Here is a 14755-nt window from a genome sequence, read left to right as displayed (position 1 = left end):
TTCCGGAGCGGGGCCGACATATTCTTCGGAGGTGTCAGACGCGAATATGTGGAGCCCCAACAACGGGCCCAGCTCCGAGGCCGCCGTCGTCGAGGCCTTCTCGGCGTGGCTCGTCGAGCAGGGCTGGGAGTGCAAGGATCTCCCGCCGCACGGCAACTACCCGGACATCGACGCCCGGCACCCCGACGGCCGCCGGCTCATCGTCGAGGCGAAGGGCTTCACCCGCGATTCGGGAACCGACCTCGACACCGGCTACGGACAGATCCTGCGGCGGATGGACGGGGCACCGGACACCGCGTATGCGCTGGTGGTGGCCAAGTCGATCGTCCGGTTCGCGCAGCGGGTCCCGGCTGAGGTGCGGAGCAGGCTGGGGATCGCGCTGTACACAGTGGATTCCAGCGGCAAGGTCGAGCTTGTGGACGGGGCACGGCTCTGACCTTCGCTTCCCGCTTCCCGCTTCCCGCTTCGCCGACCGAGCCAAGCCGGGGCGCGGCTCGGCTCGGTCGGCGCGGTTCTCACGACCTCTGCAAGCTGATCGAATAGGGCATCGTCTTCGCACCGTCGGACCACACCAGGATCTGCTCCGCGGCCCCGGGCGAAACCGGATGCGCGTACCCGAAGCACAGCTGCCCCGGAGACAGCACACTCGGCTGCGGACCATCGTCGGCATATCCGTAAGTCGGGCCGCCGGCGCAGGCCGTCGTGCTGTCGACCTGCACCGCCGTGACATCAGAGCCCGGGGTGAACCGGTAGACGTCGACCCGGCCCGGCACATCGAGGTCGGCGGACAACGCCGGTGCGCCGACCTCGATCGGGATGGTGCGAGGCTTGATAGTCACGTAGCGGAAGGAGTACTTCCCCGTGCCGTTCGGTATCGAGACGCGCAGCTTGGCCTGGCCGTTGGCGGCGACCGCGAACTGGAACGGACCGGGCAGCATCGGAGTCGCCGACGGGGTGTCCGGCACGACGGCGCTCATGCCCTCGCTGACGTCGACCAGCTCGAACTGCTCGTTCGCGGCCAGGTTCAGGCCGTAGTCGACGGTGCCGCCGGCCTGGTCGATGCTGCCGGTGACGACGTCGCCGTCCTGGAGGATGGCGCCGGGCTTGGGGCCCTTGTCGGGGGTGGGACCGCCGACCGGGCCGGTCGGCGTGGATCCGCCAGTTCCGGCGGTACCCAGCCTGGCCTGATCCTGCGCGTAGGCGGTCGCGAACGCCGGGTCGCCAGTGCGCGCGACGTCCAGGACGCAGGCGTCGAGCAGCGTCGGATCGGTGACGTGCGCGGCCTTGCACATCGCGGTCGCCTGGTCCCGGACCGACTGCGGCAGGCTCGCCACGGTCGCCGGCTTGTCGGGGAACGCGCGGTCGGTGAACGTCGCGGTGGACTGGCCGGGTCCGTATTCGAGCAGCGACTCGTTCTGGCTCACGCGCCAGCTGTCGCCGAAGACGTGGTAGAGGTCGTCGTAGCCGGGCTGGTCCGGGATCGTCTTGCCGTCCCGGCTGACCAGGTCCCCGGCCGCCTTCCCGTCGAAATCGCCGAGCAGCCCGGTGAAGGTGCCCTTGCGCGCGGCCGCGGGCGTGACGTTGACCATCAGCCCTTCGGAGCCGACCGGGTCGACGGCGACCCGCGAGCCGTCGGGCCACAGCACGTCGTAGCCGTCGCCGCCGTAGTCGTAGACGCCGCTGCGGCGGGTGAGCGTGCCGCCGCCGGGCAGCTTGACGGAGCCCTTCTGCAGGGTCACGACGGTGCCGCCGCGGTGGACCTGGATGTCACCGCCGACGTCGGAAAAGCCGACGACGTCGGAGCCGGCGCGCACCGCGGCCGCAGTGACGACCGAGATCGTGCGGTCGGCCGGGTCCAGCGGGGCCTGGCGCACCTGGACCTCGAAGTCGTCACGGCTCTTGGCCAGCTCGAACTCGCCGACGGCTTGGAAGTCGTAGTAGAGGTGGTCCATGGTGCCGACGTGCGGGTCGCCGGTGACCCAGGCGAGGAACTTGTCGAACAGGCTGGGGAGCGGGTCGATCGGGGTCGGGCTGCACTGACCCATGGCCGCGGCGACCTGGTCGGCGGGAGACTCGTTCTTGGCGCTGTCCGGGACCGGCGGGACCGGCTGCCCGACCATGCCCGGATTCGGGTCCAGCGGCCCGGCGAGGCCGTCGTCCCGGGCATCGTGGCGAGTCCGGAGGCCGAGGTGCTCGGAGAGCCGGTACTGGTTCTCCCATTCGATCGTCCGCACTTCGTCCATGTTGTTGAACGAGTTCTTCTCAGTCGCGTGCGGAAAGCCGCCCAGGTAGCACGTGGTGCTCAGATTGGCGCTACCATCCGCGAACCCCTCCGAGTGGATCATTTCGTGGAGCAGCCTGGTACAAGGCATGTTCGGGGCGCCGGAATCGTTCTTGAAGAGATTGTTGGTGACCGGGTCCCAGTGGATGACGACGTTGTACGGCGGCTTGTCGTCGGTCATCGTTCCGGGCGCCCAGTCCGTGTTGTCGCCCCATTCAGGCGCTGGAACGATCTTGAGCTGTCCCGAGGCGCGCATCTTCTTGATCTTGTCCATGAGGCCGGGCTCGACGCCGGGGCCCGTAAAGCTGGTCATGCAGGCGTCGGCCATGGCGTCGATGCCGCCGTCGGCGTGCGCCGGCAGCGGCCGCGCCGCCTGCACGCCGGTGGCGGTGGCGGTGGCGGTGAACAGGATCAGCAGCGCGAAGGCCGCGGCGGCCGGAGCTCCACGGCGCTCGCGCCGACGGCGACGGCTGCGACGCAGCGCCAGGATGACCAGGATCAGCAGCACCAGCACGGCCAGGGCGATGAGGAGCAGCCACCACGGGAAGCCTTTGTGCGCGGCGCCGATGGTGAAGGCTACCGTGGCCACGTTCGTGGCACCGGCGCAGATCCGCTGCGTGCTGTCGGGTATGTCAGGAGTCTTGTAGCGGGCGGACACCACGTAGCGGCCGGCGGCGTTCAGGCTCCACACCGAGGACAGGCCGACGCCGGTGCGCAGCATGCTCATGGTCTGCAACGGCTGGGTCGCGGCGCCGGGTCCGGTGGCGGCGTGCACGGCGACGTCCACGGAGGCTCCGGGCTGGACCGTGACGAGGCCGCCGGCCAGGATCGCGCCGTAGTCGACGTTGTACTCCTCCTGCGAGACGCCCCACTGCTGCGAGGCGCCGTCGCGCGTCACCGAGGCGATCAGGGCTTCGCCGTCGGCGATGGTGCCGACCGAGCACGCCGCCGGGCCGTGGTTCGTGACGTGGAAGGTGAGCGTGACCTGCTCGCCGGGCCGGTACGTGCCCTGACTCGACGTAATGTCGAGCCCCAGCCCGGTCTGCGGCTGCTGCTGGTCCGCGTGCGCCACGCCGGGCGCGAGCATCAACGCCACTGCCGCGAGCACGGCCAAGCCGGCCCGCACGATTCTGACCACTACGGCCCCCGATTAGAACAGATGAACGACGACGGACTGCCTGCCAGATGCCAGGAGGCTGCGATCCGCCGACCGCTGCCCCCGGCGGCAGCAGCGCAACGCTATGCAGGATCGGTACGGCGCGAACCCGTGGAACTACGCGTTTCGCGGCCGGGCCCCTCCGTAACGCCGCAACGCAACGAACTCCGCCGGCGATCGTTGATCAGGGCATGGACAAAGCCACTCCTCGACGCCGCCTGCTCGCCCTGGCCACGACCTGCGCTCTGGCACTCCTGCCGGCCACCGCCGCGAATGCCACCACGGCACACGCCGCCCCGGCGCACCACCCCTGCCCGACCGACGAGATCTTCGCCACGAACAACACGGCGACCATCACCGACCCGACCGACCCCCGCCTCCAGACCCGCCTGCGCCGCTTCGAGCACGAAGTCCGCGCCACCATCCGCGCCAACGGCGCGCGCCCAGGCGCCTCAACGCTGCTGAACGGCGTGTTCTGGTCCAGCGACCTGAACCAGACGACCTACGAACGCTCCCGCGAGTTCGACGTCACCGGGGTCGGCCCCGCGGGCCTGCACCACATCGCCGCCCTCATCGCCAAGCAGTACCACCAGGAGTCGGTCCTGACCTTCCGCTGCCTGCCCACCACCGCCCCGGACACCGACGCGGTCGAGATCCAGGCCCCCGGCGTCACCGTCACCCACCTGCACGACGCCCTCCTGGCCGACCCCGAAGCCCGCGCCACCCTCGAAGGCGGCTCGGTGACCCTCGACGGCCACCTCATCCTCATCGCCCCACTCGCGAACCTCCCCCTGGCCCAGAAGTTCGCAAAAAGCCTCGGCGTCGACTGGAACACGGCCGAGGTGCGGTACGGAGCGGACGAGTTCGTGAGCTGATTCGGCGATCAGCGCCAGATGGCGGCGGCGATGCCGTCGCTGAAGGACTCGGGCGGGTCGGGGAGGGATCGTGCGAGCCCGTCCCGAACGCGGGTCGCGGTCCAGGCCGCGACCGCCGCGTCCAGGACGTCGTCGACTCCGGCGCGGGCCCCGACCGGCCCCAGGCCGGAGGGCAGCACGACGCCCGCTGCAGCCAGCAGGTTCCGCCGCAGCTCCGCACCGGCCCACGTCGACTTGGCATACGCCAACGGTTCTCGCGCCAGTTCGGCGAAGCTGACCTCGGGATGCACCTCGACGACCCGGCACGCGGCGGTCGGCAGCCAGGCGTCCACTTCGCGGATCTTCATCCGCAGCGCGAACGCCTGTTTCGTCAGGCCCACGCCGGCCAGGTCCCGGTGGGCCTGCGCGGACAACTCGTACGCGTCGAGGTCGACGGCGGCGCGCACCGGTGTCGAGAACACCGATGACGACCTCGGACCCACGAACCGCCGAGCCAGCGCGTCAGCCTGCCGCGCTCCGGAGTCCGGAAGCCCGATCGGCATGTCGACGGCGATCACCGCGATCTCGCCGAGCTTCCGGGCGTCGGCTTCCAGCTCGCTGATGGTCGGCGCGAACAATCCCGCCACACGATCGCCGACCAACGCGATGCCGACCCACCCCTGCGAACATCCGTCCACGCCCAGCACCGGATCGCCCATGCCGACAGCATGCCGCACCCGGCCACGAGCCGAGGCCGGGTGCGGCATGCTGTCGGCAAAACCCCTACTGCCCCACCGCCGACGGCCCGCCCCACCACCTCAAGACCGATGGTCCGCCAACCGCGACCCCGGCGTCGCGTCGGCGGCGATGACCGTCCATCCCTTCGCCGACGGGCCGTCGAGCCGCAGGTCGAAGGCGAACGTGACCGGCCGCCGCTTGTGCGCGTCGCCGAGGAGCACTTCCTCCGTGCGGCGGTCCACCTCGTAGTAGAAGCCCTCCGCCGCGACGATGACGCGGACGATGATCGGCTCGCGGGAGAGCAGCGAGCGGACCTCGACCGAGGAGACCGTGGCGTTGCGCATGACCGTGCGGTTGGGGGTGCGGACCGCCGTGAAGTCGAGGCTGCCGTCGTTCATGGCCCACTCTTCGAGGAACTGCTCGACCGCGACCTCCAGGACCGCCTTGTCGAAGCGGCCGTCCAGCACGCTCAGGTCGCCCGCGGCGGCGTCGGCGTCGGTGCTCCAGGAGATGTTGGTCAGCGCCAGGATGTCGCCGGCGCCCTGGACCGAGACGTTCTCGGCCACTTCCAGCACCGCGTCGCGCGCGACCGCCTTCTGGTCCCAGGCGTCCGTCTCGATCGCGTCGGTCAGGTGGTGCGCGCCCTCGGCCGCCTGCTCCACCGAGGACACGATCCACTCGCCGGCGTCGTTCTTGCGCAGCGTCCAGTACTCGACGGGGCGCGTCGAGCCGTCCTTGCGCACCGCGCGCGTGCCGTCCACGCGGCGCACGCTGTCGTCGATCGTCGCGGTGATGCGGAACGTCACGGTGTCGCTGGTCTCCCCGGCCCGGTTCGCGACGTTGACCAGCTCGACCGTCGGGCCGGAGATCACCCGCACGACGTTCACCTCGCCGCGCGACTCGTAGTCGCTCAGCTCCTCGTTCCACTTCACGTACAGCACCGGCGACAGGATCTGCTTCAGCACCATGCGATCGCGATCGGTCCACGCGCGCTGGGCGGTCGTGTACAGCCAGGCGGCGCGCGCCTTCAGCGCGTCGGGGGCGAACGTCGGGTCGGTGTCGGCGATGGCCGCGACCCGCGCCTCGATCTGCGTGGCCCGCTGCCGCGCCGTGTCGTCCGTGCGGTGGGCCGTACGGTCCGACCCGGTGTTCAGGCCGCTCTTGCCCCCGCGCCCCTTCCGGAGCCGGGAGACGATCACCAGGATCAGGATGATCAGAATGATGACCGCGAACCCGCCGAGGGACCCGCCGCCGACCCCGATGAACCCCACCCCGTGGATGCCGCCGCCGGTGTGGCCGCCGCCCCCGCCACCGCCGCCGCCGAACCCGTGGCCGCCGCCCCCGCCGCGGGCCTGCGCCACCGCCGGGCTGGTCAGCGCAGCGAACGCTGCGATCGCGAGTATCCGCCGCCCGATACGCACCTGGATCCCCCTTTGAGAATCAGAAACACCTCACACCCAAGGTACGGCAATAATGCCTGGTGCCGACGCCGCGCGGGCCCGTGAGCCGCCGGTCTCCACCCCTCTCCACCCGGAGCTCCACCCGCGCACCGAGGACGACGGTTCCCAGGCCCGCCTACCGTCGCGGCATGACACGAATCTCCCGCAGTACGGCCGTGACCTGCGCCGCGCTGCTGTCGACAGCCCTCGCGCTGGCCACCGCGACGCCGCCCGCGATCGCGGCGGCCGCCACCACCAGCCCGGTCATCGCCCCAGCCAGCGCGTCCGCCGAAGCCAACGCCGGCACCGACGCCGACACCGTCGCGCCGGCCGCACTCACCTGGGGCGCCTGCCCCACCCCGACCCCCAACGCCAACGGCGTCCCCTTCCCCCGCGACCCCCGCGAGCAGTGCACGAGCCTGCAAGTCCCCCGCGACTACCGGCACCCGGCACAAGGCACCATCACCCTGGAGATCTCCCGGATCCGCACCGCCGACCCCGCGCACCGCCGCGGCGACTTGTTCGTCGTCCCGGGCGGCCCCGGCGGCTCGGGCCTGGACTACCCGGGCCAGATGGCCACGGAGCTCCCGTCCGCCGTCCTGGGCGCCTACGACCTGATCGGCTTCGACGAGCGCGGCGTCGGCCACAGCACGCCGGTGAGCTGCGACCTGCCCGCCGCCGACCGCGCCGCCGAGCTCAACTACCCGTTCCCGGCCCCGGACGGCTCGATCACCGCCAACCTCGCCTTCGCGCACACCGTCGCCGACGACTGCGCGGCGGCCGGCGGCCCCTACCTGGCGGACATCAGCACCGCGAACTCCGCACGCGACCTGGACCGCATCCGCGCCGCACTCGGCGACCGCAAGATCTCCTACCTCGGGAACTCCTACGGCACGTACCTCGGCCAGGTCTACGCGAGCCTGTTCCCCACCCACGCCGACCACGTGGTCCTGGACAGCGTCGTCGCCCCCGGCGGCATCCGCGAGGGCATCAGCCTGTTCAGCCAGGGCGCGGCCCAGACCTTCCCGGCGCTGGCCGCCTACCTCGCAGCCCGCGACGCCACCCTGCACCTCGGCGCGACGCCCGACGCCGTCCGCGCCACCTACTTCCGCCTGACGGCCGAGCTCGACAAGTCCCCGCTGACGCTCTCCGACGGCCTGGTCCTCGACGGCAACGCACTACGCGCCCTCACGTACTCGTCGCTGACCAATCCGAGCTTCTACCCGCTGGCGGCCCACGCCTGGCAGGTCGCCGCGACCCGGCCGACCGCCGTCCCGGGCAGCCGGTCCAGCCGACCCAGCCAATCCAGCCAGGCCGACCAGGCCGACCTGTCCAGCCTGTCCAGCGAATCCGGCCAATCCAGCCAGTCCGGCCCCGGCCTGCCGTTGGTGATCCCGGACAACTTCATCGCCGCCCAGGACGCGGTGATCTGCGGCGACTCCGTCTGGCCCAGCGACCCGTCCTACTACGCGGCCCGCACAGCCACCGACCGCAAGCGCTACCCACTCACCAACGGCATGTCGGGCAACGTCTGGCCGTGCGCGTTCTGGCACTACCGCCCGACCGCGCCGCCGGTCCGGCCCAACCCGGACGGCCCGCGCGACGTACTGATGCTGCAGAACCTGAACGACCCCGACACCGCGTACGCCGGCGCGCGCCAGACCCTGCACGCCTTCGGGCACCGGGCCGCCATGGTCACGATCGACGCGTCCGGGCACGGCGTGGACTTCAGCGACCCGCGCGTCACCGGACCGCTCACCGCGTTCCTGCTCACGGACCGCCTGCCCGGCTGACTCGGCCCTATCGACGCAGTCTTACTACAGTCCTGCTTGCTGCAGTCCTGTCGGCCGCGCGCGCCTCCCGTTGCGCGCGACCGACAGGTCTTCTGCTTCTTCCCAGCCCGGCCGATTCCCCGGCCCGGCGCTTCTACGCCGCTTCAGCCCGCCATCATGGCCTGGAACTCGGCCAGGCTGAGCGTCCCGTCGTTGTCGGTGTCACCGGTGCTGATCCGCTCGGCGGCGTCCTCGACGGTGACGTCCTCACCGAGCTCGGCGAGCGCGTTCTTCAGCTCCTCGGCCGTGATCATGCCGTCGCCGTCCAGATCGAACAACTGGAACACCTTCTCCACGTCCTCCGGCGCTTTCCGATGCTGTCCCACAGGCCTGCCTCCCATGATCGTTCCCAGGTCGATGTCCGGACACGATATCGCGTGACCTCAACTACAACGCATCACGCAGCGCCCGGGCACGGGGATCTGTGAACTCCTCCAGCAACGTCACCGCCTCTTCACGCGCACTTCGCGCCTGCTCCACCTGTCCGGTCCGTTCCAACGCGGCGGCGAGGTGCCGCAGGACCACCGCTCGCTCGAAACCGTTGAGCAGGTGAGGCGAGCCGGCGGTGATCGCCGTCCGATGGAAGTCGATGGCTTCTTCGGGACGCCCCAGCGCCAGCAGGGCCTCGCCCACGGCGTCGATGGCGAACACTTCGCGCAAACGGTCCCCGAGGTCCCGCGCCAAGGCCGCCGATCGTGAGTTGTCTTCCAGCGCCTGTTCGTAGCGGCCGGCCGCGAGTTCCTGATCGGCGTGTTCACGCAGGATGGCATAGGTCAGCGTCTGGAAGACGATCCCGGACTTCATGATCGCGTTCGCGGCGGCCAGATGTGCTCCGGCCTGGACGAGGTCGCCCGCCTCGCGGCTGGTCCGCGCCAGCGCGAGATACGGATCGATGTGCGTGTAAGCGTCGGCATCGGCCGCGCGGTAGTGCTCCAGCGCCTTCTCGGCATGCTCCATCGCCTGCTGAGGCAGTCCCATCCCGTCATAGACGGTGGCGAGGTTGTCGTGGGCCACCCCGTACCAAGCGAGGTCGCCGTGTTGCTCGGCCAGGGCGAGGGTCTTCTCGAACATGGCGATGGCCGGTTCCAGATCACGGCGGCGCAAGTGGCACAGGCCCAGGGCGTTCGCCGTGCGCAGGACGCCGCTCCAGTCCCCGACCGACGTATACAGCGCAAGCGCCTCGCCGTAGCTCGCTTCGGCCCGCTCCAGATCCCGCGCGGCCCGGTACGCCGCGCCGAGGCTGTGCAGGAGCGCGGCCTGCCCGGTCTCGTCGCCGTCGGCGCGGGCGGCTTCCAGCCCCTGACGCGCCGTCTGCGTCCAGTCGTTCAGCACGCCGTACGCGTCGTGCAAAGGAAAGAGGACGGCCGGCAGCTGCCAGGCGAGCGTGTGGAGCCCCGCGTCGGCGGCGCTTCGTACGGCGGTGGCCAGGTTGGCCCGCTCGGAGGCGTACCAGCTCATGGCCTCCGCCGGGGATTCGAAGGCGGGTATCCGGAGATGCGGATCCGGCGGCTCCAAGACGACCGACGGGACCAAGGACTGCGTCGCGGCGACGGCCGCGTACGCGGTGTGCAGGTACCACTCGATCGCACGCTTCAACGCCGCGGCCCGGTCCTCCGGGCTCTCGTCGCTGGCAACCTGGCTCAAGGCGTAAGCACGCAGCAAGTCATGGAACTGATAGCGGTCGGGGCCGGTCTGCTCCAGCAGGTGCGCACCCACCAGCAAGTCGACGAGCCCTCGGGCCTGGCGCTCGTCATCACCGACGAGCGCCGCCGCCACTCCGGACCCGAACTCCGGACCGGGATGCAGGCCCAGGCGTCGAAACGCCTTGGCCGCCGGCGCCGGCAGCGCGCGGTAGGACCAGGCGAACACCGATCGCACCGCGTCGGCGTCAACGTTGTCCTCCACCGACAGCGCGCTCCACAGCGACGACTCGCTGCGCAGGTCCGCGATCAGATCGCGCAGCGGCATCATGGGCCTGACAGCGGCACGCTCGGCGACGATGCGCAGCGCCAGCGGGAGGCGCGCGCACAGGTCGACCAGCTCGGCCACCTGCTCCGGCGGGTCAAGCTCGCGGTAGGTGGTCGTGGTGGCTTCGAACAGGGCGACCGCCTCGTCCCGGTCCAGGAGGCCCAGGGTCATGCGGTGGGCGCCTTCGCGGGCGGTCAGGCCGGAGAGCCTGCCTCGCGTCGTGACCAGGACCAGGCACTCCGCGCCGCCGGGCAGCAGCGGACGGACCTGGCCGGCCGTGACGGCGTTGTCCAGGACGATCAGGATGCGCCGGTCGGCCAGCAGCGTGCGGTAGAGCTCGGCGCGCTCTTCCAGGTCGGCCGGGATCGACGCGGGCGGAACGCCCAGCGCGTGCAGGAACCGCTCCAGCGCCGCGGCCGGCGCCAGCGGCGCTCCCGGGTCGTAGCCGCGCAGGTTCACGAACAGCTGGCCGTCGGGGAACTCCTCGCGGACGTGGTGCGCGAAGCCGACCGCCAGCGACGTCTTCCCGACCCCGGCGGTACCGGCGATGAGGAGCATGCCCTTCGCCCCGGACTCGGCCAGCGCCCAGCCCCGCAGGAGCCCGAACTCCCGCTCGCGACCCACGAACACTGATACCGCCGCGGGCAGTTGGCGCGGCCGCGGCACGGCGCTGCCGGCCTGATGCGCCGGATCATGCGCGGGATGGATGTGGATGCCGCCGGTGATGTCGCGCGCCTGCACCACGTCCCGGGCCGTGCCCGAAAGCCAGGAGGACACCCCGTCGGCACCCGGATTGCTCGGTCCTCCGTGCGCCACGGATCCCCCCTCCTGCGCCCGTCGAGCTGCGACGGGCCCCTCTTGCAGGATAATCAGGGTTCTACGATTAGCCAGAGCCGATCTCGGCCGGACGCGGCCCGTCGGGATATCCCCGATGACGGACCGCGCCGACTCACGACCAGTCGTCCTGCCTAGCAGGGCATCTCGAACTCGTGATTGAACACCCCGAGCTCGAACGCCTCCCACTCAGCCCGGTCGAACACCAACTCCGGCCCACCGGACACCCGGCTGTTCCGGACTCGCGCCTCGGCCGCGCCATCCTCCCCGACGACGAACTGCACCTCGACGCAGTTGGCCGTGCTGTTGCTGAAGCTGGACTTGATCCAACCCTGACACTGTGGGCTCATGGCCCGCTCCTCCCGTGAGTACCCCTGCGGTGATGGATTTCCACGCGAGGTTGCAGTTCGGCTTGCCGAACCCTTGACGTGTCGCTTGCGGGGTTGTGTCTCATCTGAGAGGGAGCAGCGGAACCCGATCGGTGGCGCGGGCGCCTACTCCCCCTCGCGGCTCCAGATGCCCTCGATCGCCGGCGCGTACAGGTCGTTCTTCGTCAGGCTCGGCAGCCCGAGCGCCGCCTCGATCGTGCGCAGCACGCTGTAGTGCGTGTAACGCTCGCCAGTCGTGGAGCCGGGCTTCACGCCCTGCGAGCCCAGCACCAGAGTGGGGATGTTCTGCAGCTGCTGCTGGCCGTCGGCGGCGTCCTCGTCGAAGGTGATGACCAGCAGCGAGCGCTGGGTCTTCCACGCCGGGGAGTCGAAGATGGCCGGGAGGGTCCTGCCGAGCCAGTCGTCGCCGGCCTTGACGCCGCAGCCCTCCATGTCGTCGCAGTCGTCGGCGCTGAGCCAGGAGAAGGTCGGGGTGGTGGCCGTGGACTTCAGGTCGGTGGCCATCTGCGTCAGCGGCAGCAGGTGCGCCGCGCAGTTGACCGGGTTGTTCTTGACGTCGTTGAAGAAGTAGAACGGCAGGTCGTCGATGCCGTACGCGCCGTGCGACGTGGTGTCGCAGGGCTGCGCCGCGTTCTCCATGTAGCCGCGCCAGCTGCCGCCGTCGTTGTCGACGAGGTCGCCGATGTGCTGGGCGTTGACGGTGCTGCTGAACGGCGTGTTGTCGGTGACGCCGAACAGGCTGCCGCCGGCCAGCGCGACGTAGTTCGGGTCCGAGGGGTGCGTCTCGGCGACCGCGCCGGTGAGGTTCGCGCCCTTGGGGATCAGGCTGTTGATGTACGGGGCCTGCGCCGTGTTGCCGACGATCCCCTTGTAGTCCTGGTTCTCCAGCATCACCACGAACACGTGGTCGTAGCCAGGGACGTTCGCCACCGGCGGCTTGGGCGCGGCCGGGGCCGCGATCGGCGCCGAGATGCGCAGCGAGAGGTCGTCGGCGAAGCCGAGGCCGTGGCCGGTGCGGTCGGTGGGGCGGTTGCCGGTGACGGTCAGCACGGTCCGGATCGAGCGCGTCCCGGCCGGGATCCTGCCGAGCGACTGCTCGGGGATCAGGCCGGTGGCGTTGTTCCGCATGGCCGGGGTGACCGGCGCGAGCGCGGCGCTGCCGAGGGTGCGGCCGTGCGCGTCGAGGAAGGTGCTCACCACGCCGGCGGTGTCCGCGACGCTGCCGGAGCCGCCGAGCCACGCGGTCAGGTTGTAGGTGACCTTGCCGGTGTCGATCTGCCGGGCCGCGGCCTTCACGTCGGCGTACTGCGTGCCGGTGCTGACGCCGCCGCCACCGCCGGCGAAGAAGTTCTGGCCGCGATCGACCGGGCCGGGCGAGGTCAGGGTCGGGTAGCCGGAGACGCTCTCGCCGCCGGTGGCGCCGTAGGCGACGGAGTTCAGCAGGCCCTGGACCTTCCAGCCCGGAACCGTGTTGGTGTCGACGCCGTCCAGCGTGCCCTCGCCCTGCTCGGCACCGCTGTTGAGGATGAGGTTCGGCCCGGTGCCGGTGTCCGGCTGCGGCGGCACCACGACCGGCGGCGCGGCCGGGGTCACGACCAGGGTGAGCGGCCCGGCCAGCACGGTGTAGCCGTCGTTGGCGAACAGGTAGACCTTCCAGTCCCCGGCGGCCAGAGCGTGGGTGTCGAAGGTAGCCGTGCCCGCGGCGGTGGTGACGTACTGCCAGCTCGTCGAGCTCTGCGTCCCGGGCGTGTCGGTCGGCTTGTAGATCCCGATCCAGTTCTTCGCGCTCACACTCGCCGCCGGCACGCTGTAGGCGAAGGTGACCGGGGCGCCCTGCTGGACCGCGCCGGCGGTGGTCTGGGTCAGCGTCGAGGCGTCGGCGGTGGTCGAGGCGCCGGCCGGGGCGGCGGGCGCGGAGAAGGAGAAGGCGGCGTCGGCACCCACGCCGAGCGCGGCGACGGCGGCGGTGACGACCGCGCCGGAGCGGAGGGTCCGGCGGAAGGTGCCCTGGGGCTTGGAAGACATGCCTGGGACAGTGGCCCGCAGCTGTGACGCGCCGCCCTCAGCCCGGCAGATCAGGTGTGACACGCCAGTGAAAAGTTGTGTAGACAACTTGTAACCCGGGGCATATCGCCGGCATACCGAAAACCGGATACGTGCTGGTAACGCCGTGTCTCCTTGACTGAATGCGTGGCTACCTCCGAACAAGCGCGAAAAGCGTTGCCCCGCAAACGATCCACGATCGCTGTCTCCCTCGGGGTCCTCGGCGCGGCGCTGATCGGCATGTCCGGTTGCGGTTCGGCCCCGGCCGACGACGCGCAAGGCAGGCCGCATTCCGCACCGCCTTCCTTCTTCTCCGGCGGCTCCGGCGGTTCGGATGTCTCCGGCACCTCGGGCGCTCCGGGTGCTCCGGGTTCTTCGACGGCATCCGAGCACCAAAGCGCCCCCGACCAAGCCGACGCCCAAGCGCTCCCCAGCACGGTCTGGCCCGCGCACGGCCAAGCCGCGTTCGTCGAGTCCGGCCAGTCGCAGATCCGGGTCGGCCCGAACCAGCACGCCGCGCCGATCGCCAGCGTCACCAAGGTGATGACGGCCTACCTCGTCCTGCGCGACCACCCCCTGCTGTCCGGCCAGGACGGCCCGACGCTCACGCTCTCCGCGTCCGACGTCGCCGACACCGCACACCGGCGCGCGCTCGGGCAGTCGGTCGTGTCGATAGCCGCCGGCGAGCAGCTGACCGAACGGCAGGCCCTGCAAGCGCTGTTGCTGCCGTCGGCGAACAACATCGCGGCGGTGCTGGCCACATGGGACTCCGGCTCGACGGACCAGTTCGTCGCAAAGATGAACGCCGCCGCGCAGTCGCTCGGCATGAACGACACGCGCTACACCGACCCGAGCGGCTTCGCGCAGAGCACGGTGTCGACCGCCGCCGACCAGGTCCGGATCGTCCAGCAGGCGATGAGCCTGCCGGTGTTCGCGGGCATCGTCGCCATGCCGAGCGCGACACTGCCGGTCGCCGGGACCGTGGCCAACACCGACACGCTGCTCGGCCGCGACGGGTTCGTCGGTGTGAAGACCGGATCGGACGCCGCGGCAGGGGGCTGCTTCTCGTTCCAGGCCGTCCGCACAGTCGGTGGCAAGCAGACGACGATCACCGGGGTCGTGCTGGGCCAGCCCGGCGCCGACCAGATCGCGGCCGGGCTCATGGGGGCGAAGACCATGGTCGACCGGATCGCAGGCCAGTAGCAATCCACTCAGTTGTGG

At 70.9% G+C, this 14755-nt stretch carries 11 protein-coding genes; 4 read left to right on the top strand and 7 right to left on the bottom strand.

What is annotated here, in order from left to right:
- Positions 1–31: 31 nt before the first annotated feature.
- On the top strand, positions 32–436 hold the full coding sequence (locus ABH920_RS33155) for a hypothetical protein (protein WP_370353174.1): 405 nt from the start codon (positions 32–34) through the stop codon (positions 434–436).
- 79 nt (positions 437–515) lie between these two features.
- Here ABH920_RS33155 and ABH920_RS33150 read toward each other — a convergent pair whose 3' ends face one another.
- Positions 516–3407 (bottom strand): VWD domain-containing protein, encoded by a 2892-nt coding sequence (locus ABH920_RS33150; protein ID WP_370353173.1) that lies wholly within the window; start codon positions 3405–3407, stop codon positions 516–518.
- A 221-nt stretch (positions 3408–3628) separates the two neighbouring features.
- Between ABH920_RS33150 and ABH920_RS33145 the strand changes: the two genes are divergently transcribed.
- On the top strand, positions 3629–4312 hold the full coding sequence (locus ABH920_RS33145; RefSeq protein WP_370353172.1) for a hypothetical protein: 684 nt from the start codon (positions 3629–3631) through the stop codon (positions 4310–4312).
- 8 nt (positions 4313–4320) lie between these two features.
- Here ABH920_RS33145 and ABH920_RS33140 read toward each other — a convergent pair whose 3' ends face one another.
- Positions 4321–5010, bottom strand: a complete 690-nt coding sequence (locus tag ABH920_RS33140; RefSeq protein ID WP_370353171.1) for a DUF429 domain-containing protein — start codon at positions 5008–5010, stop codon at positions 4321–4323.
- Between the two features lie 99 nt (positions 5011–5109).
- A complete protein-coding gene (locus ABH920_RS33135) occupies positions 5110–6450 on the bottom strand; it encodes a TIM44-like domain-containing protein (protein ID WP_370353170.1) in 1341 nt (446 codons plus the stop codon).
- Positions 6451–6617: 167 nt separating this feature from the next.
- Here ABH920_RS33135 and ABH920_RS33130 point away from each other — a divergent pair, with 167 nt between their 5' ends.
- Entirely contained in the window at positions 6618–8261 is a 1644-nt protein-coding gene (locus tag ABH920_RS33130; protein WP_370353169.1) for an alpha/beta fold hydrolase, read from the top strand.
- Positions 8262–8404: 143 nt separating this feature from the next.
- Here the strand turns inward: ABH920_RS33130 and ABH920_RS33125 are convergent, their stop codons facing one another.
- The 4 genes from ABH920_RS33125 to ABH920_RS33110 form a co-directional block, all read right to left on the bottom strand.
- Positions 8405–8626, bottom strand: coding sequence for an EF-hand domain-containing protein (locus ABH920_RS33125; RefSeq protein ID WP_370353168.1), 222 nt, complete (start codon positions 8624–8626; stop codon positions 8405–8407).
- 61 nt (positions 8627–8687) lie between these two features.
- On the bottom strand, positions 8688–11084 hold the full coding sequence (locus ABH920_RS33120; protein ID WP_370353167.1) for a tetratricopeptide repeat protein: 2397 nt from the start codon (positions 11082–11084) through the stop codon (positions 8688–8690).
- Between the two features lie 152 nt (positions 11085–11236).
- A complete protein-coding gene (locus ABH920_RS33115) occupies positions 11237–11452 on the bottom strand; it encodes a DUF397 domain-containing protein (RefSeq protein ID WP_370353166.1) in 216 nt (71 codons plus the stop codon).
- Positions 11453–11596: 144 nt separating this feature from the next.
- Positions 11597–13516, bottom strand: a complete 1920-nt coding sequence (locus ABH920_RS33110; RefSeq protein WP_370353165.1) for an alkaline phosphatase family protein — start codon at positions 13514–13516, stop codon at positions 11597–11599.
- Positions 13517–13681: 165 nt separating this feature from the next.
- Here ABH920_RS33110 and ABH920_RS33105 point away from each other — a divergent pair, with 165 nt between their 5' ends.
- The gene (locus ABH920_RS33105; protein ID WP_370353164.1) at positions 13682–14737 is read left to right on the top strand and encodes a D-alanyl-D-alanine carboxypeptidase family protein; all 1056 of its coding nucleotides are present in this window, start codon (positions 13682–13684) and stop codon (positions 14735–14737) included.
- Positions 14738–14755: the final 18 nt, after the last annotated feature.

The sequence above is a fragment of the Catenulispora sp. EB89 genome, assembly GCF_041261445.1.
Taxonomy (GTDB): domain Bacteria; phylum Actinomycetota; class Actinomycetes; order Streptomycetales; family Catenulisporaceae; genus Catenulispora.
The sequence above is the reverse complement of the archived record's forward strand: the minus strand, read 5'-3'. Positions and strand labels throughout refer to the sequence as shown.